At 56.0% G+C, this 18,128-nt stretch carries 17 protein-coding genes; 1 reads left to right on the top strand and 16 read right to left on the bottom strand.

Features of this window, described 5'->3' with window-relative positions; genetic code table 11:
• Positions 1–42: 42 nt before the first annotated feature.
• Complete coding sequence (locus WA429_RS08100) at positions 43–1,095, top strand: aldo/keto reductase (RefSeq protein ID WP_287465429.1); 1,053 nt, start codon at positions 43–45, stop codon at positions 1,093–1,095.
• Between the two features lie 109 nt (positions 1,096–1,204).
• Here the strand turns inward: WA429_RS08100 and yghX are convergent, their stop codons facing one another.
• The 16 genes from yghX to WA429_RS08020 form a co-directional block, all read right to left on the bottom strand.
• On the bottom strand, positions 1,205–2,092 hold the full coding sequence (gene yghX / locus WA429_RS08095; protein ID WP_068518410.1) for a YghX family hydrolase: 888 nt from the start codon (positions 2,090–2,092) through the stop codon (positions 1,205–1,207).
• Positions 2,093–2,342: 250 nt separating this feature from the next.
• Positions 2,343–3,296, bottom strand: coding sequence for a D-2-hydroxyacid dehydrogenase family protein (locus WA429_RS08090; protein ID WP_287465430.1), 954 nt, complete (start codon positions 3,294–3,296; stop codon positions 2,343–2,345).
• A 35-nt stretch (positions 3,297–3,331) separates the two neighbouring features.
• Positions 3,332–4,561 (bottom strand): beta-ketoacyl-ACP synthase, encoded by a 1,230-nt coding sequence (locus WA429_RS08085; protein WP_228194485.1) that lies wholly within the window; start codon positions 4,559–4,561, stop codon positions 3,332–3,334.
• Positions 4,558–5,283, bottom strand: a complete 726-nt coding sequence (gene fabG, locus WA429_RS08080; RefSeq protein ID WP_287465431.1) for a 3-oxoacyl-ACP reductase FabG — start codon at positions 5,281–5,283, stop codon at positions 4,558–4,560. The genes WA429_RS08085 and fabG overlap by 4 nt, the downstream gene beginning before the upstream one ends.
• Positions 5,280–5,786, bottom strand: a complete 507-nt coding sequence (locus WA429_RS08075; RefSeq protein WP_287465432.1) for a hotdog family protein — start codon at positions 5,784–5,786, stop codon at positions 5,280–5,282. The genes fabG and WA429_RS08075 overlap by 4 nt, the downstream gene beginning before the upstream one ends.
• Positions 5,783–7,009, bottom strand: coding sequence for a beta-ketoacyl-ACP synthase (locus WA429_RS08070; protein ID WP_287465433.1), 1,227 nt, complete (start codon positions 7,007–7,009; stop codon positions 5,783–5,785). Before WA429_RS08070 ends, WA429_RS08075 begins: the two co-directional genes overlap by 4 nt.
• Entirely contained in the window at positions 7,006–7,641 is a 636-nt protein-coding gene (locus WA429_RS08065; RefSeq protein ID WP_287465434.1) for a DUF3261 domain-containing protein, read from the bottom strand. Before WA429_RS08065 ends, WA429_RS08070 begins: the two co-directional genes overlap by 4 nt.
• Entirely contained in the window at positions 7,626–8,855 is a 1,230-nt protein-coding gene (locus WA429_RS08060) for an NAD(P)/FAD-dependent oxidoreductase (protein ID WP_287465435.1), read from the bottom strand. Before WA429_RS08060 ends, WA429_RS08065 begins: the two co-directional genes overlap by 16 nt.
• Entirely contained in the window at positions 8,855–11,194 is a 2,340-nt protein-coding gene (locus WA429_RS08055) for an MMPL family transporter (protein WP_287465436.1), read from the bottom strand. The genes WA429_RS08060 and WA429_RS08055 overlap by 1 nt, the downstream gene beginning before the upstream one ends.
• Positions 11,194–11,913: a LolA family protein gene (locus WA429_RS08050; protein WP_287465437.1), complete on the bottom strand. Its 720-nt coding sequence runs from the start codon at positions 11,911–11,913 to the stop codon at positions 11,194–11,196. The genes WA429_RS08055 and WA429_RS08050 overlap by 1 nt, the downstream gene beginning before the upstream one ends.
• Positions 11,910–12,317, bottom strand: a complete 408-nt coding sequence (locus tag WA429_RS08045) for an acyl-CoA thioesterase (RefSeq protein WP_287465438.1) — start codon at positions 12,315–12,317, stop codon at positions 11,910–11,912. Before WA429_RS08045 ends, WA429_RS08050 begins: the two co-directional genes overlap by 4 nt.
• Positions 12,314–13,873: an HAL/PAL/TAL family ammonia-lyase gene (locus WA429_RS08040; RefSeq protein WP_287465440.1), complete on the bottom strand. Its 1,560-nt coding sequence runs from the start codon at positions 13,871–13,873 to the stop codon at positions 12,314–12,316. The genes WA429_RS08045 and WA429_RS08040 overlap by 4 nt, the downstream gene beginning before the upstream one ends.
• Positions 13,863–15,572: a glycosyltransferase family 2 protein gene (locus WA429_RS08035; RefSeq protein WP_287465441.1), complete on the bottom strand. Its 1,710-nt coding sequence runs from the start codon at positions 15,570–15,572 to the stop codon at positions 13,863–13,865. Before WA429_RS08035 ends, WA429_RS08040 begins: the two co-directional genes overlap by 11 nt.
• Positions 15,569–17,296 (bottom strand): ApeI family dehydratase, encoded by a 1,728-nt coding sequence (locus tag WA429_RS08030; protein WP_287465443.1) that lies wholly within the window; start codon positions 17,294–17,296, stop codon positions 15,569–15,571. Before WA429_RS08030 ends, WA429_RS08035 begins: the two co-directional genes overlap by 4 nt.
• On the bottom strand, positions 17,293–17,898 hold the full coding sequence (locus tag WA429_RS08025) for a hypothetical protein (protein WP_287465444.1): 606 nt from the start codon (positions 17,896–17,898) through the stop codon (positions 17,293–17,295). Before WA429_RS08025 ends, WA429_RS08030 begins: the two co-directional genes overlap by 4 nt.
• A complete protein-coding gene (locus tag WA429_RS08020) occupies positions 17,879–18,127 on the bottom strand; it encodes an acyl carrier protein (protein WP_068516995.1) in 249 nt (82 codons plus the stop codon). The genes WA429_RS08025 and WA429_RS08020 overlap by 20 nt, the downstream gene beginning before the upstream one ends.
• Position 18,128: the final 1 nt, after the last annotated feature.

Raw genomic sequence — 18,128 nt, 5'->3', positions numbered from 1 at the left:
GCCATCAAAAGTTTTCGTCTTTGACAAATGCAGGAACCCACCATGGAATACAGAACCCTTGGCCGATCCGGCTTGAAAGTCTCAGCCATTTCAATGGGCACATTCACCTTTGGCGGGCAGGGGCCGTTTGCCATGGTCGGCAAGCAGGGCGTGCCCGAAGCGCGACGTCTTGTCGATTGCTGCATTGATCACGGCGTGAATGTTTTTGATACCGCCAACATGTATTCGACAGGCCTGTCCGAACAGATTCTTGGCGAAGTTCTTGACGGGCGGCGTGATCAGGTTCTGGTGACGTCAAAGGCGCGCATGCGCATTGGCGACGGCCCCAATGACGAAGGTGTCAGCCGTTATCACCTGATCCGTGAATGCGAAAAGTCGCTGCGCAATCTCAGAACCGATCATATCGACATCTATTACATGCATGAATGGGACGGTGTCACACCGGTCGAAGAAAAGATGGCGGCCCTTGATACCCTCGTGACACAGGGCAAGGTGCGCTATGTCGGCTGTTCGAACTATTCGGGTTGGCACATCATGAAATCGTTGCAGGCATCCGAACGCGACCGTCGCGTCCGGTTCGTCACGCAGCAAATCCATTACACCCTTGAAGCCCGCGAAGCGGAATATGAATTGCTTCCGGTTTCGGTCGATCAGGGGTTAGGTGTTCTGGTCTGGAGCCCGTTGGCGGCCGGTTTGCTGAGCGGTAAACACACCCGCCAAAATCCTGTTGCAAAAGGGTCAAGGCAAGAGGCGGGCTGGACCGAACCACCCATCCGGGATCAAGGACGTTTGTGGGATATAGTTGACGTCCTGGTCTCGGTGGGTGAAAAACACGGCGTTGAAGCTGCCCAGGTCGCACTTGCCTGGTTGCTGACGCGCCCGGCGGTATCTTCGCTGGTTGTTGGTGGCAGCTCCGAACAGCAATTCATCAGCAATTTCCGCGCGATTGACCTTAAACTTGATGAAGACGACCTGACCCGTCTGGACAAGGTCAGCCAGCCGCCTTTGATCTATCCCTACTGGCATCAGGGTCAGTTTGCCCGCGACAGATTCAGCGACGGCGACTGGGCCCTGCATAACCGGGCAGGCGACTAAGCCGCCCGAAATTTCCCAATGCGCACATGATGAAACGCCGTGACCGGTTGATATCGGTCACGGTGTTTTTTGTCTGTGTCGGGCTGGTTGGTCCGTCAAATGGACCGGCCTATTTCAGGTATTTGTTGAACCAGTCGATGGTGCGTTGCCATGCCAGTTCGGCGGCTTCCTTGTCATAGCGCGGTGTGGAATCATTGTGGAAACCATGATTGGCGCCGGGATAGATATAGGCCTCATACACCTTGTTATTGGCTTTCAGGGCTTCTTCATAGGCTGGCCAGCCGGCATTGATCCGTTCATCAAGTTCGCCATATTGCAAAAGGATCGGTGCCTGAATGCGCGGAACATCGGCGGCATCGGCCTGACGGCCATAGAACGGGACAGCAGCACCAAGATCGGGATAGGCAACCGCAGCCGCATTGGCGACCCCGCCACCATAGCAAAAACCGGTAATGCCGGTTTTCCCGGTGGTGGCTTCGTGGGCGGTCAGGAATTCAATGGCCGCAAAGAAGTCATTCATCAGTTTGGTCGGATCGACGGTGCGTTGCAATTCGCGACCCTTGTCATCATTGCCGGGATAACCGCCAACCGATGTCAGACCATCCGGGGCAAGGGCGATAAAGCCCGCCTTGGCGACACGGCGTGCGACATCTTCGATATAGGGGTTAAGCCCGCGGTTTTCGTGAACAACAACCACACCGGGAACCTTGCCCGTGACATTGGCCGGTTTGACCAGATAGGCGCGGACCTCGCCATGGCCATTGGGGGACGGATAGGTGATATATTCCGCAACAATGTCGGGATCGGTGAAATCAACCTGATGGGCCATTGCGTAATTCGGGCTCATGGCATTAAGGATGGCCAATGCTGTCATGCCGCCAACCGCATAGCGGCCCGCACGATCAAGAAATTCGCGCCGGTCAATCATCCCATGCGCGTAAAAATCATATAGTTCAAGCAGTTCCGGCGAAAAATCCTTGGCAGTCAGACGTTCCATCATGCGCTCCTGTCCTGAGTGACACGGGGATTGGGGGGCTGGTGGTGACGGTAACAAAGACAAATCAGATCAACGCACGTCGCAGCAGGGGGCGCTGTTTTGCGTCCTGGCCCCTGCGTGCGAATGATTGTCATCTATCCTGATTTTTTCACAAGTCACAAACGCGCTATCACGGTCAAAAAGTAACCGTGGTCACATCAAGATCCCGGTCCATCCGGGCAAGGGGCGGCAGATATCGTTTGCGATGATGCTATGATGGAAGAACCCGGATCGGATCACCATTTATCCAGGCCAGCACCGCCTCAACCGTCTGGCCATAAAACACATCCCAGGTATGGCGGGTGACATAGCCCAGATGCGGGGTCAGCAACAGCTTGTCGCATTTGCGCAGCGGATGGGCGGCCGGCAGCGGTTCCTGATCATAGACATCAATACCTGCACCGGCGATTTCGCCCTGGTTGACGGCATCAATCAGGGCTGCGTCATCAACAATCGGCCCGCGTGATGTATTGATCAGAAATGCGGTTTTCTTCATCTGCCGGAATTCTTCGGTGCCGATCAGGCCGCGTGTGCGGTCTGAAAGACGCTGATGGATGGTGACGAAATCGGCATCGCGCAACAGGGCTTCCTTGCTGGGTTTGTATTCAACACCGACTTCCTGACAGCGTTCCGGTGTCAGGTTGGTGCTCCATGCGGTGATGTGCATGTCAAAGGCCTGGGCGATTTTGGCGATTTGCGCCCCAAGCCGGCCAAGGCCGATAATACCCAATGTCGATCCGGCAAGATCCTGACCCAGCCCGATCTGCCAGCCGCCACTGCGCATCGAGGCATTTTCACCCACAATATTGCGCGCAAGTCCCAGCATCAGGGCAAATGCCAGTTCCGGTGTCGCGGTTGATGGTGATTCCGTCCCGCAGACCGTAATCCCGCATTCATGGGCGGTTGCCACATCAATTGCCGCATTGCGTTTGCCCGACGTGACGATCAGTTTCAGATTGGGCAGGCTGCGGATCAGGTCGCCGGAAATCGGTGTGCGTTCGCGCATGACACACAGGATGTCAAACGGCATCAACCGGTCACGCAACGCATTCTTGTCGGTGATGGTGTCATGAAAGATCGTAATCTCGCCATGCGCCTTGACAGCAGACCAGTCAGCCGATTGCAGGGCAAGTTTTTGATAGTCGTCAAGAATGGCAATACGCATGGTCGGGTGTCCTGTATGGGATAAGGTCAAAGCATTTATATTCTGGCGAAAATCAGCGATGTATTGATGCCGCCAAAGGCGAAATTGTTGCTCATCAGATATTCGGCGGAAATGGTACGCGGTTCGGAGCGGATGTAATCAAGATCGGCACATTCCGGGTCGGGCGAAACAAGATTTGCGGTCGGCACAAAGGTTTCGTCCCGCATCATTTCAAGACCAAGCCATGCTTCGATCGCACCGCACGCCCCCAGCGTATGCCCGAAATGCCCCTTAAGGGTATGGATCGGAATGGCGCGGTCAAATACGGCACGGGTTGCCTTGCTTTCGGCAAGGTCACCATGATCGGTCGCGGTGCCGTGACCATTGACGATATCGATATCGGCCGGCGACAGTCGCGCATCTTCAAGTGATTTGCGCAGGGCAATTTCCATCTTGTCGGCTTGTGGCTGGGTGATATGTGCGCCGTCGGAGTTTGAGGCAAATCCGACAATTTCGCCAAAGATGGTCGCACCACGGGCAACCGCATGTTCGTATTCTTCAAGGATCAGGGTTCCGGCACCTTCGCCAATTACCAGACCATCGCGGTTCTGGTCATAGGGGCGCGGGGTAATATCGGGCTGATCATTATTGTCGCTGGTGGCAAACAGGGTGTCGAACACCGCAACCATGGTCGGACAGAGTTCTTCTGCCCCACCGGCAATCATGACATCCTGCATGCCGTATTTGATGGCTTCATAGGCGTAACCGATGCCCATACTGCCCGATGTGCAGGCGGTCGATGTCGGGATGATGCGCCCGCAAATGCCATACAGAACCCCGATATTGACCGCTGATGTGTGGCTCATCATCTGGATATAGCTGGTGGCGGTGATGGCGTTGCTGTCACCGGTTTCCATCAACCGGGTGAAACCCAGGACCGGCGGGGTGCTGCCAAATGACGACCCATAGGCAATCCCAAGACGTCCGCCCTGCAAAATCGACTTTTCATCGCGAAGACCGGCGATTTCAAGCGCCTTGTCCGTGGCCGCAACCGACATCTGGGCAACGCGGCCCATGCTGCGCAACTGTTTGCGGGTAAATTTGCCTTTAAGGTTAAAGCCTTCTACCGGGCCGGCAAGCCGGGTACGAAGATCATATTTCCCGTCCCATTCATCCATGCGCCGGATGCCGGTTTCCCCGGCATTCATGCGTGCAGAAATGGTTTGCCAGTCATCACCAAGTGCGGTGATCCCGGCCATGCCGGTAACAACAACCCGTCTTGTCATAGCATCCCCCCATTCACACTGATGACCTGGCGGGTGATATAGGATGCATCGTCACTGCACAGGAACGCCACAGCGGCGGCGATTTCGTCTGCCGTGCCGTAACGGCGCATCGGGATCATTGCCTTGACCTCGTCTTCCGGCAGGTCTTCGGTCATCCGGGTTTCGATGACGCCCGGTGCCACGGCATTGACCGTGATCTTGCGTTTGGCCAATTCAAGCGCCAGTGATTTCACCGCGCCGATAATCCCGGCCTTGGAGGCGGCATAATTGACCTGTCCGCGATTACCCGCCAGGCCGGCAATTGACGTCAATGCGACAATGCGCCCGCCTTTGCGGCGCTGGATGATGGGCATGATCACAGGTTTGATCACATTGTAAAATCCGTCCAGATTGGTGTGCAGCACACTGTCCCAATCATCATCTTCAAGGGCCGGAAATGCGGCATCGCGCGTCAGTCCCGCATTCAGAACAACCCCGTATGGTGCGCCATGTTGTGCAATATCGTCTTCGATGGCGGTGCGTGTTGCATCACGATTGGCGATATCAAAACGGATCAGACGCCCGCTGCGTCCCGCGGCCATGACATCATCAAGAACCGATTGCGCACCATCGCGGTCCGAATTGTAATGCACGATGATGTCATATCCGTCACGGGCAAGGCGTCTTGCAGTGGCGGCACCAATGCCCTTGCTGGCACCGGTTACCAGAATGGTCTGTGTCATGGCTGTGTCGTTTCTTGGTTGGTGGTCGTCATGGTGTCTTCCGGCTGATCCGGGGCCGATGCCGGCTGGAAGACATTGATCTGGGCTTTGACCAGAACGGTTTCACCGGTTCTGACCTCGCCTTCGAAGACGCCCATCTGTTCATCTTCGAAAACGTTTTTAACAAAGACATCAAGGCAACTGCCCACCGTAAAGCCGTCGCAGGCCAGGGTCATCTTGCGTGTCCCCAACAAATAGCCGATGCGCGGCGGCGTGGTCGGGTCGGCCTGTTTGCCGCGCCAGCCACTATAGGCGGCGACGGCCTGGGCAATATATTCAATGCCGACATAGGCCGGAACCCCGATGCCGTCTTCGAAGAACATGCTGTTTTTATGAATGCGAACACGGGCATGCAGCCGGTCAGGGTCGGCAGAACATACTTCATCAATCAGCAGCATCGGGGCTGCGTGCAGGACAAGTTCGTCAACCGGTGGCATCAAGGACGGGGTGTTATGTGCAGTCATGATGACGGACCAATACGGTTAAATCCCCGCCCCAGAATGACGGATACATTGCTGCCGCCAAAGGCGAAGGAGTTGCTCATCATTGCAGATTGTTCAGCCGGTGCAAGTCGTTGGCCGACAGTTTTGACAAGATTGATTTTCGGGATGTCCGGGTCGGCTACGCCGTCCCAGATATGACGGGGCAGCGGGGTGCCGTTTTCCATTTCGGTCAGGGACAGCCAAAGAATGGCGGCCTCAATCGCGCCTGCGGCACCAAGTGTATGACCGGTCATGGGTTTGGTCGAACTGACGGCAATGTCATGATCAAATACCTGATGAATGGCGCGTGCTTCCATGCTGTCATTAAGCGGGGTCGCTGTGCCATGCATATTGACATAGGAAACCGCCGCCGGGGACAGGCCCGCCTGATCCAGGGCGGCCCGCATGGCCGCGGTCGCACCGATGCCATCGGGATGGGGGGCGTTGGGGTGATGGGCATCGGATGTTTCCCCAACACCGAGCACCGAAATATCCCCCCGGTCCGGGCGCATGACAAACAGGGCCGCACCTTCGCCGATATTGATGCCGTCGCGATTGATGCTCAGTGGATTGCAAATGCCCGTTGCAACCGAGCTTAGCGAATGAAAACCCCGAACGGTCAGGCGGCACAGGCTGTCCACACCCCCGACCAGTACGGCATCGCAAAAACCGGCATTCATCAGGCGTCTTGCCGCGGCAAAGGCCTTGGCACTTGAAGAACAGGCTGTTGAAATCACATAGGCCTGATTTTGCAGACCAAGGGCATCGCGCAGGAAGTCTGCCGGTGATCCGATTTCCTGATGTTCATAGCGGAAGGTGTCCGACCATTTCCCGGTCGCAAGTTTTTCACGATATCCCGACGTGCCTTCTTCGATCCCCGATGTGCTGGTGCCCAGAATGATCGCCACCCGATCCTTGCCGAATGTTGCGATGACATCGGAAATTTCATCGGCGATCTGGTTGGCCGCCGTCCATAACAGGCGATTGTTGCGCGTATCATAGTGGCCAAGATGGTCGGGCAGGGCATCGGGCGGGCTTGTGACCGTGCCAAGGATGGTGCTGGCATCGACCAGATAATCGTCATGCAGGATCATGTCGGCGGGGCGGTCGCCAAACAGGGTTTCTGATGATTGCGCCTTGCCCGATCCCAGTGCCGATACAACACCAAGGGCCGACAGAAAGGCGGGTTTTCCGGTCGCTGTCATGGTGCCATCCGCTGTGAATTGATGGTCAGTGTGTATCCATGGCGCGCGTTATGCAATGTTGCCGTTCCCTGCCAGGGATCGGTTGCGGGACGTGTGACCGTGATCAGGGCATTTTGGCTATGATCGGAATGGATGATCCTGCCTGACGGGGTCTGTTGGATCGTCGTGCCGTGACCAAGTGCATTTTTGACATCGTCAAGCGGCCAATAGGTGACAAACATGTCAGCCAGCAACCGGCGGGCATCGATCCGGTCGGGTAACCAGTCAGCGCGTGTGACAGTCAGTGCGTTTTCCGTCCAGTCGATATCAAGGGCACGCCGTCCCAAACCGTCAAGCACCGTAATCATCACGTGGTTGGTGGTGATGGCAATGCGGGCGATAAAGGTTGTGCGTTCCCTGGTTTCTGCCGCTTCCGGGTCGGTCCAGGTTGCGCTGACCTGTTGGGCGATATTGATCGGGTCGGCAGCCTTCCATGGATTGGCAGGCAGGGTCAGGAAAACATCGTTTTCACCATCGGGCACCACCAGATCACGGACAGACGCATTCACCGGATCGCCATCCGGGCGACCGGCAAATTGCGGGCTGCAGGCACCGAGCATTGCGGCAACCATGATGGTCAGGACGGATCGCATAGGTCGTGCAACATCTTAAGGTAATGATCGGTTTTGCTTACAAGCGGATTGTCGAGATTCCAGGCATATCCGGCAAGGATCGATACAACCATGCGCTTGACCTTGGTGTCTTCGGTCGGCTGATTGAAAATGATGGTCTGAAGCCGCCCGTCATACCACGCGTCGACATAGGAACGAAAGGTCGCAACACCACGTTCAAGCGGAATGGCATAATCGTTTTGCCAATCGACATTCTTGGCATTGTGACGATTGATCAGAACATTGGCCGCCATTTCGGCCGACTGCATGGCAATGGTGACACCCGATGAAAATACCGGATCAAGGAAGCCCGCCGAATTGCCAAGCAACGCATATCCGTCGCCGAACAGCTGATCGGACTGGGCGCTGTATCCGGCAATCGCATTAAGCGGACGGATCGGTCTGGCATCGGCAAGGATGGTTCCAAGACGCGTATCAGCAATCAGTTGATCAAAGATCGCCTGTTCATCCATTGATGACCATCGGGGATCCTGATCAGGGAAAATCACGCCGACGGATGATGTGCCATCCGAAAACGGAATCAGCCAGTACCAGACTTCTTGATGGGTCGGGTGAACCGTAATCAGGATCTTGTTCCGGTCGTGATCGGTTGGCGACATGTTGTCTTGAACATGGGTAAACAGTGCGCGCCGTTCGATGGATTGGCCGGACCGCGCAATGCCCAGCATCCGGGGCAGGACGCGTCCATATCCGCTGGCATCAAGGACAAATGTCGCGCGCAGTTTGCCGGTTTCGCCACGGTCATTCTGGAATGTCAGTTGGCAGTCGCCATCGGTCAGACTGGCTTCGGTAACCTTGTGCGCGAACCGGATATCAATGCCCGCGGCAATGGCGGTATCGGTCAGGATTTTGTCAAATCGCGCGCGCTGGACCTGGAATGTGGTGCCCCAGCCTGATGGTTCGAAATTCTTGCGAAAATCGATGGACTGATAAAGCGGACCGCGTTCGAAAACCGCACCGTTCTTGAACTGAAACCCGGCCTTTTGAACCGCATCAAGAAGACCCGCACGTTCAAGGATGTTCATGCAGTTGGGCAACAGGCTTTCGCCAATGACAAAGCGCGGAAATGTCTGTGCCTCAAGCACGGTGACATGCATGCCCGCATCATGAAGCAGTTTTGCCGCCACGGCCCCGGCCGGTCCGGCGCCGATGATCGCAATGTCGCAATCGTGCATTATTGGTGTCCCCTGGATTGCGGGTGGGTGGTGCGCTGGTCGTTGCCTTTATGCCCGGCGCACATCCAGTATGACAGCACCCACGCCGATATCAGCCCGATCGAAATGATGGTGCCGATGGCATTGACCACCGGGACCGAACTTGTCGCCAGAAGCCCGAATGCCAGAACGCTGCTGATCAGTGACAGGAACACGGCAAACCGGGTTGCATCCTGTGTGCCGTGCTGGCGGCTTTCGGATGTAAAGATCGCGTAATCCGCGCCAATGGCAAACACCAGAAACAGCGCCATAATGGCAAAGAAATTGATCGTCACACCAAGCACAAAGGCCCCGCATACAGCACAAAGGATGGCAATCAGCGGTGCGGCCACGACATGCAGCCCGTCAGGAAACCCGTATCGCAACACCGCAACCAGTCCCGCAACAAGCAGCGACACGCCAAGCGCGATGCTGGCCCAGACACGGTATCGGGCAAACTGACCGGTGATGGTTTCGCGCGGATTGATCAGGCGGGCCTGTCCGATATGCGATATCGCATCGCGCACGGCATCGACGTCCTTTATCGCATTAAGGCGGATGATATCGGTTTCACCGCGTTGCAGGTCGGATAATCCGGGAATGGCTGCAAGAATTTCCGGGGCGGGTTCAAGCGGGGTTTTGGCGTCTTGTGTGCTGGAAATGTCCACCGGAATGACGGCCTGCAATTGCGGGCCAAATGGCGCAATCAATTGTGATGTGATCAGGGCGCGGTTGGCATTCTGGCGGCTGATGGACGGTATGACATCGGACAGACCAAACAAACTGCCGATACGTCCATCGGCGATCAGCGGACGCAATGCATCGCGGATGGCTTCGCCGGTTTCAAGGCGGCCCTGAATGTCTTCGCCGTCCACCCGGATGAATTGCGGGTTCCCGCCCATGCCAAGGGTCTCACCAATCATCCGTGCATCTGCAATCAGGGCGTCATCCCCATGGCCAAGGGCGGCGATATCATCATTGGCGGGCAGATAAAATGCCGCCCCAATTAACGCGATAGCCGCCAGAACCAGCATGACATGACGCAGTCCGTTCGATGGCCGAACAGCCAAAAGAACAGTATCGATTTTCTGATAGATCACCCTGATGGCGGCGCGGTCGCGGATATTGCGGGCCGGCAGGCATGGCAAAATGGTCACCACGGTGACATAGGCGGCAATCAGACCGGCAATTGAATAAACCGATATTTGCGCAAGCAGGATCGTCGGTGTGAAGGCCAATGCGGAAAATCCGCAAACCGTGGTCAAAAGACCCAGCCGAAGTCCCGGCCGAACATGTGAAAGCCGCGTGTCATCCGTTCCGTCTGATCCGGGTAAAACCAGATAATGCAGTGCATAATCGATGGAAATCCCGATCAGGCTGGCGCCAAAAACCAGCGCAATGGCATGGATGCTGTCAAAGATCAGTACAAGGGCGGTGATACCGGCAAGAAGACCGCTTCCGACCGTCAACAAGGCTGCCAGGATCGGAAGTGGCGACATGAACACCCAAACCACCATCGCAATCACCCCGAATGTTGCAATCATGGCAATGCGCTGGACGTCTGATTTTGCGTGGGTTGCCTCGGACACGGCGAAGAAAATCTGCCCGGTTTTGGCAATCAAAAGGTTGTCATCCGATGCCGTCGCAGCGGCAATCAGGTCATTGGCATGGTTGACCCAGTCGGCTTCAAACCCGCTTGTCCGGACATGCGGGGCAAGGGTGATGATGATCGGCGTCCCATACCGGTCATCTTTGTGCACAAGGCCGCTTTGCCCGATATTTTCACCGAGTTCAGCCAAAAAGCCTGGCAGCAATGAAAACGGATCACTGGCAAGCGATTGCGCAGAGATCATGGATGACGGCGCATAGAGCGATTGGACCGCACGCTTGTATATGCGTTGCCCGTCACCATTGGTCAGCAGGTCATGGTCTTTTTGCGATAACAGCCCCCCGGCATGATCAAGATAAAACCCATAAAGGGATCTTGCATCGCCGGTTTCAAACCCGGGCAGACTGACCGATGCGGTGCCGTCCATGTCGCGGAAGTGTTGAGCAAGGGTGCGGCTTGCTTTTTCAAGCTGGTCGCGGTCGGGATGGGACATCATGATGATGACCTGATTGGCATCACGCCGCAGAAGATCCCGTACAATAGTGATGTCGCTTAACCGATCCTGTTGGTCGGCATCCCCGTCATGGTGTTCGCGCCCGATCAGTGACAGGATATCACCGTCAATCTTGGCGTTTTGGGCATTGATCTGCCAGAAGGTCAGAACCCCCATAACGATCAGGCACAAACCCCATATGACGGCGCGCACATTCATTATTGTGCCTGCCCGGCCAAAAGGGCTGCGATGTCATCAGGAAGGGGCAGGGACACAGCCGTCTGGTTTGACAGGGTGATTTCGTCATGATCGCCGGTGGGTTTGTCAATCCGGACATGATCGACAAAATCACGGCCTGATGCGGTAATGTGCGCGATCTGATCGGCAATCGGGCGCCCGGCAATCGGGGTCAGTTCGATCTGCCAGGTGCTGGCACTGTCGCCGTCAGTCCCATCATCGGTTTCAGCGTTATTTTCGACGCCCTTCTCGACATCCATCTCAGCAGACCGTTCAGTAACTGTGAAATGTTGGGCAAGTGCATCCCAGTTACCGGAAAGAACGGCTGAAATCAGGGTAATGAACTGATTGAATTGCGCACCATTGGCGATGGTTTCACGGCGGCCGTCATCCCCGATACGGGTGATGCCGCGATCGGTCATGACGGTGACGTCGGGAAACGGTTCACGGTTTTGCCAGACCAGCCCGTCGCCTGGTGACAGGGTAAAGGCCCCCTTTGAGACCAGTGGCTGTTCAAACCCGGCAAGATACCGATCAAGGCGAAATGCACCGGCAAGATACTGATCATCACCAATCTGTTGCAGTTTGGCGGCGGGCATCGCATCCGCACGGGCCGATGCCACATGGCCTGTCATCGCCAAAAACACGATCAGGGCAATGTGCAAAATGATCTGCTTTGTTGCGGGCAGGGACTTCGTCATTTTCGGGTTTCCAGCTTGTCGATCAGACATTGCGGGCTGGCAAACAGCATTTCGCCCGTGGCCTTTTCAACGGCAACCTGAATGGTAAAGCCCTTGGTCAGTTTTTCACCGCTATCGGCATCGCTGATCAGATAGTCGATCTTGAGACGGTTTTCATATTCCTTAAGCGTGGCGGTGATTTTGATTTTCTGCCCGAACCGGCAGGGACGGACATATTTCACCCGCATGTCGACGATCGGCCACAGATAGCCGCTTTCATCCATTTGCGGATAATTATAGTCAATCCGGTCAAGAAGCGCGCAGCGGGCATTTTCGAAAAACTGCACGTAATTGCCGTGCCAGACCACATTCATCGGATCAAGATGATAGAACTGGATGGTTTCGGTGACGGATGCGCTGATCATGCGATATCCCCGTCATGAAGCGTCCAGTCGCGGTTCTGGATGCGCGAAATCACCAGACGCAAGGTTGCTTCAAGCGGCTTGTCCTCGTCGATGAAATCGATGTCCTGTTTCAGGTGATCAAGGAACGCCATCAGATCCGGGCCAAGCTGCTTTTGCGTGATTTCGCCCGATTTTTCGCGCAGGCGGATGGCCTGAAGGGCGGCGATCAGGTTGGCGGCGACCACCTGTTCGGTCAATTGCAGCACGCGCAGGCAATCGCGCGCGGCAATCGTGCCCATGCTGACCTTGTCCTGGTTATGGCATTCGGTGGAACGCGAAAAGACGCTGGCGGGCATGGTTTGTTTCAATGCTTCGGCCGTCCAGGCAGATGCACCGATCTGAACAGCCTTAAGACCGTGATTGATTGACGCGCGTTCCGCATTCGATCCCGACAGGTTGGACGGCAAACCATGATTGAATTTGGTATCAACCAGAAGCGCCATCTGGCGATCCATCAGATCGGCAAGATTGGCAACCAGCGTTTTCATGCCATCGGCAACAAAGGCAACATGCCCGCCATAGAAATGCCCGCCATGCAGGATGGTGTTTTCCCCGACATCAAGCAACGGATTGTCATTGGCGCTATTGAGTTCGATTTCCAGCGTTTTGCGGAATGTCGGCATCATATCGGCCAGCACACCAATCACGTGGGGCGCACAGCGCAATGAATACCGGTCCTGCAAGCGGGCCGGTTCGAAATCATCGCCAAGATGGCCAAGGTCCCCTTCGATCCATGCCGCGATTTGCGCCTGTCCCGGATGGGGTTTGGCGGCAAAAAGCCGTTTGTCAAAATGCGCCGGATTGCCAAGCAAGCCGATGCTGGCCATCGCGGTAATGCGGCTAGTCAGTTTGCAAAGATATTGCACCCGGACAAAGGCCTGACACATCAATGCGGTCATCACCGCCGTACCGTTCATGATCGCCAGGGCTTCTTTCGGGCGCAGGACAAGCGGGGGAAGCCCCGCCTTATCAAGGGCGTCGCGCGCGGTGGTTCTGGTACCGCGATAAAGCACGTCACGTTCCCCGATCAGGGCGGCGGCGACATAGGAAAGCGGGGTCAGATCGCCTGATGCACCAACCGATCCTTCTTCGGGTATCAGCGGCGTGATGTCATGGGCCAGAAGCCCGGTCAGTTGATCAAGCAGATCTACACTTACCGCGGAATAGCCGCTGCAAAGTGATGCCAGCCGGACGGCAAGAACGGCGCGTGCCTGATCCGCGGGCAGGATATTGCCCAGTCCGCAACCGTGAAAGCGGCTAAGATGCAGGGGAAGTTCGGCCACCAGTTCGGGGGGCACACGGCGTGAAACGGAATCGCCATATCCGGTTGTCACCCCATAGATATGACCATGTTCGCGCAGTTCCTGATCAAGGAAATCGGCCCCCTTCTGGATGCGGGCGCGAAATTCGCTGCTTCCGGACAGGACGGGGCGGGCGCGTTGCTCGGACAGGGCAATCACATCTTCGATCGTCAGATCGTTTTCGCCAAAAATGATGTTGATGTGATTATTGGTCATTATCAGCCTTTTTCTTCGCCCAGAAGTCATAGAAATTGAACCATTGCAGCGGTTCGTTAACAACAATCTTTTCAAGCCATTGTGCATAGGCACTGGCATATTTCGTGATCGCGGCCTGCCGGTTGGCGCGTGGCAGGATCATCTGATCGGCCAGTTTGTGCCAGGCAATCCGGAATGTCTTGCCCGATCGCCATGCCGCTGCCGCATAAACCGGACATTGCAGCAAATAGGCCAGAATGAACGGGCCTTGCGGGAATTGGGCATCTTCGCCCAGAAATGGCGTCAGCACAGTCTTGTCGCGCGCGCCAATGGCAATGCGATCAGCCGCAATCACCACCCATTCGCCGCGATCAACCCGTTCGCGCAACATGATGGCAGTGTCCGGGCCGATGTCGGTTACCTCGATCAGGTCGACCTGGCTTTCAGGGGCAAATTTCCGAAGAACCCGGCCAAACCGGGCCGCGTTTTTTTGATGAAGCAAAACATTGACGCGAAAGTCGCGGTCGCGGCTGGCAATCGCGCGGACCAGTTCCATATTGCCGAAATGCGACACCAGCAGCACGACCGCCTGATCGCGCGGAAGATAGTCAAACAGGCTTTCGGCATCATCAGGAAGGTTAAGATTGCCTTCGCCCAGCTTGCCGCACCATGCCGCAATCTTGTCGAGTGCACTTTCCCCGAACCGCAAGAAATGCCGGAAAACATTCATTCTGGTCGGGGTGATATTGGCACCGGCCTTTTGGGCGCGGATCAGAAAATCATGCGATGCGCGGCGCGCATTTTTTCCGGTCAGATAGAAATAGAAGATGATCGGCATCATCACAGCCAGACAGAACCGGCGACCGAAATAACGGTACACGGCCCCCAGAAAACGCATGCCCAAATACATGCCGCGTTCGTCGATTTCCGACCAGTGTTCGGACGAGACGGGCGGGCTGTCAGACGCAATATCGCGCTGTCGCGGGGCAAAGGTCGCCCCGCGCCGGAAATAACCGGGCAGTCGCCAGATCATGCCAAAGACCAGACGCGTATGCATCGCACTGATCAGGACATTGTCTTTCCACATCCGGAAATTCGATATGTTGCCGTCGGGATAGGTCACCTTTGTCGGGATGTGGATAACCGGAACACCCCGCCAGTAAAGCCGCACCATCAGTTCGGTGTCGAAATCCATCTTTTTGCCAAGACCTTCGCTGAGCCAGACGGCAAGGCTTCGCGCAAGTGGATAAACGCGAAAGCCACACATGCTGTCGCGGATGGCAAAGGACAATGTTTCAATCCAGACCCAGAAATGGGTGACCCAGCGCCCGATTTTGCGGCCGGTCGGGATGCTGTCATCGTAAACCGGAAGCCCGGTGACAAGTGCATCCGGTGCATTTCGCGCAGCGCGCAGCATTTCGGGAATACGATCAAGATCATGCTGACCATCGGCATCGATCTGAATGGCGTGGGTGAACCCGGCCTGATGGGCCAGTTCCATGCCGGTTATGACAGCAACACCCTTGCCGCCATTGCGCGGAAGACGATGGCAAAATACGCCATGATCGGGATCATGAAGGTTTGCGACCACCTGACGGGTTTGCGCGTTGGATCCGTCATCAATGATGAAAACACACAGATCAAAGGATCGCGCCTTGGCGACCACGTCGGCCAGAACGGTATGGTGATTATAGGTCGGGATCAGCGCACAGATTTTCACGCGATCTTTTCCCCTTCGTCCTTTGCCCCGTCATCTTGCGGTACCCGCAATTTCAGCGTTCCCGAACTGTGCAGGTCGTCCTGATCGGAACGGTAGCTGAATTTAAGGCGATGGGCAGACGCATCGAAATCAATTTCAAGCCGGATCACGTCGGATGGCGTGATGGGTTTGCGGAATTTCAGCTGGCTGACTTCGGCAACATTGCGCGACGATCCAAAAGCCGATGCCCCAAACAGGGCGGCCCAATGCAGCTGAATGACGCCGGGTAAGATCGGCTGCCCGGGAAAATGCCCCTTGAAACATGTCATGTCGCCGTCAAGTTTAAGCGTCAGTGATACGGCATCGCGTTCGTGATTGCGCACATGTTCGGTGACCTCGGGCAAGGCATTGCCATTGTCATCAAACAGGGCACGCAACAGATGAAGCGGTTTTTTGCCCTGGCTGTCTGTGGGCAGGCGATCGACAAACCGCCAGCGTTGCGGCAAGGCGGCGTCTTCTTCGAATTTTGAAAGTTCGCGGCGCAACAGCCGTCCCATGCGGAAACGACCACGCTTTTCCAGTTCAGCCTTTCCATCCGGTGTCAGGACCGCAACGACGGCAAGCCGCGGATCATCTTCGCGTGCCAGCAAGGCAACCGCATCCTCGATCAGCTCATTACGGCGCAGATGTTCTTCGACCGCGCCAAGCGACACCCGTTTGCCACCGATCTTGACGACACGATCCGCACGCCCCTTAAGGACAAAGCAGTTCTTTTCCCGGTCAAGCATCGCGCGGTCTTCGGTCTGATACCAGTCGGTCCCGGCAATATGGGGGGCGCGGACCCGCAAACATCCGGCATCGTTCAGCCCGGTTTCAAGCTGTGGCAACGGGTGCCAGGGGGCGTTTTCTTGATGCTGTTGACGCCAGGCAATTCCGCCGGTTTCCGTGCTGCCATAAATCTCGGTCGGGCAGACGCCAAGCATGGCCGTGGCCGACTGTGCTGCCGCGAAATCAAGCGGTCCACCGGAACTCAGGACCAATGCCGGGCGCGGGGCGGTGGCCAGATCAGGATGCAGGTTTTTAAGCTGTGCCGGGCTTGCGACCAGCATATCCCCGGTCTGCATTTCGCCAAGGACCATGTCCCAGAACTGGGCCTGCTGGGCGCAGGTAATCTGTTTGGTCATGACCGGCCAGATCACCCGAAAGATCAGACCGTAAATATGTTGATGGGACACAAGACCGATGATGCGTGCATCATCGCCCATAAGCGGCCGCCAAAGGGGCGACTGGATTGTGATTTCATCTTCGATCTGGGCCAGGGTTTTGATCACCGGTTTCGGTGTGCCGCTGGATCCGGATGTAAAGAAGATCGCCTGGCATGATGTTGCGGGCGGAATGCCGGGTGTTGCCGGTACGGGCTTGGCGTTCGCGGCGATCAGCAATTGCTGAATTCTGGCATCATCAAGGTGGGTATCAAACTGTTGGCCGATTTCATCAAGATACCCGCTTTTGTCGGTTGCCGGCAGAATTGCGGTTGAACCGGCCCGCCAGACGGCGGCCAGCGCGATCATGAACAGGCGTGTCGACTGGCAATAAATTGAAATGCGTTTGCCCGCATCAAGCTGTGTGGTCAGGCGGTCAATATCTGCATTGATCGCCCCAACCGAAAGCGTGGTGTCATTTTCAAAACACAGTCCGGTATGGGCATTTTGCGGATTGCCGAGATTCGTGAAAAAAACGCTCATGCGTTCTCCTGACCGGTGCTGTCTTGTGTTTTGCGATCATGACGGGCACGCAGGATGCGGCGTACCGGCCATTCGCCGACGAACAGGACCGCAATCAGCACATAGGATATCAGCCCGTTATAAAGGGTCCATGTCTTGATACTGGCATAAAGGGCCGTCCAGGCCGCAATGCTGCCATTTGCAATAAAAAAGCCGACCCAGACCGCTGTCAGTATGCGGGTATAGCCGATGGCATAATCGTCAAGTTCGGGGGTGCGCAACCGCGCAAAGCGTTCAATCATTGGACGCCCGACAAAAAGAGACACCCCGAACAACGCCGCAAGCGTTGCAGAAACAATGACCGGATAAAACCGGATCGCCACCAGTTCGCTGGCGATCCCCGCACAGGCAAGGATCGCTGCAACCAACAGAAAGGTGATTGCCTGCACGCGCTTGCCACTGCCAAGAAACAGCGCCGCACGCAGCAACACAGCCGCAATCAGCACAATCAGGATCAGGCGCGGTGAAAAGACCGATAATCCGAAATAGACCAGTACCGGATAGGCAATACCCAGTATCGCAAGCAGTATGGCACCAATGCGATTAGGAACTGACCAGGTCATGAATTTTCTCGACCACGTCATCGACGGTTCGGACCGATTTGAATTCAGTTGCCGGGATTTTCTTGCCGGTCAGTTCCTGGAATTTCACAATCAGATCAACCGCATCAATGCTGTCGAGATCAAGGTCATCCATCAAATGGGCATCCGGGGAAATGTCTTCGGCCGGAACTTCGAACAACTCGACCAGATAGGCGTGCAACTGGTTATAGATTTCGTCGCGACTATGCATG

It is taken from the genome of Thalassospira sp. CH_XMU1420-2 (assembly GCF_037029325.1).
In the GTDB taxonomy this organism is placed as follows: domain Bacteria; phylum Pseudomonadota; class Alphaproteobacteria; order Rhodospirillales; family Thalassospiraceae; genus Thalassospira; species Thalassospira povalilytica.
The sequence above is the reverse complement of the archived record's forward strand: the minus strand, read 5'-3'. Positions and strand labels throughout refer to the sequence as shown.

Bases quoted from the DNA above. Each gene is read 5' to 3' on its own strand.
- WA429_RS08090 (WP_287465430.1), bottom strand. From the start codon at position 3,296: ATGCGTATTGCCATTCTTGACGACTATCAAAAACTTGCCCTGCAATCG.
- WA429_RS08040 (WP_287465440.1), bottom strand. From the start codon at position 13,873: ATGACCAATAATCACATCAACATCATTTTTGGCGAAAACGATCTGACG.
- WA429_RS08050 (WP_287465437.1), bottom strand. From the start codon at position 11,913: ATGACGAAGTCCCTGCCCGCAACAAAGCAGATCATTTTGCACATTGCC.
- WA429_RS08100 (WP_287465429.1), top strand. From the start codon at position 43: ATGGAATACAGAACCCTTGGCCGATCCGGCTTGAAAGTCTCAGCCATT.
- WA429_RS08060 (WP_287465435.1), bottom strand. From the start codon at position 8,855: ATGCACGATTGCGACATTGCGATCATCGGCGCCGGACCGGCCGGGGCC.
- fabG (WP_287465431.1), bottom strand. From the start codon at position 5,283: ATGACACAGACCATTCTGGTAACCGGTGCCAGCAAGGGCATTGGTGCC.
- WA429_RS08055 (WP_287465436.1), bottom strand. From the start codon at position 11,194: ATGAATGTGCGCGCCGTCATATGGGGTTTGTGCCTGATCGTTATGGGG.
- WA429_RS08025 (WP_287465444.1), bottom strand. From the start codon at position 17,898: ATGACCTGGTCAGTTCCTAATCGCATTGGTGCCATACTGCTTGCGATA.
- WA429_RS08075 (WP_287465432.1), bottom strand. From the start codon at position 5,786: ATGACTGCACATAACACCCCGTCCTTGATGCCACCGGTTGACGAACTT.
- WA429_RS08065 (WP_287465434.1), bottom strand. From the start codon at position 7,641: ATGCGATCCGTCCTGACCATCATGGTTGCCGCAATGCTCGGTGCCTGC.
- WA429_RS08085 (WP_228194485.1), bottom strand. From the start codon at position 4,561: ATGACAAGACGGGTTGTTGTTACCGGCATGGCCGGGATCACCGCACTT.
- WA429_RS08030 (WP_287465443.1), bottom strand. From the start codon at position 17,296: ATGAGCGTTTTTTTCACGAATCTCGGCAATCCGCAAAATGCCCATACC.
- WA429_RS08070 (WP_287465433.1), bottom strand. From the start codon at position 7,009: ATGACAGCGACCGGAAAACCCGCCTTTCTGTCGGCCCTTGGTGTTGTA.
- WA429_RS08045 (WP_287465438.1), bottom strand. From the start codon at position 12,317: ATGATCAGCGCATCCGTCACCGAAACCATCCAGTTCTATCATCTTGAT.
- yghX (WP_068518410.1), bottom strand. From the start codon at position 2,092: ATGGAACGTCTGACTGCCAAGGATTTTTCGCCGGAACTGCTTGAACTA.
- WA429_RS08020 (WP_068516995.1), bottom strand. From the start codon at position 18,127: ATGCATAGTCGCGACGAAATCTATAACCAGTTGCACGCCTATCTGGTC.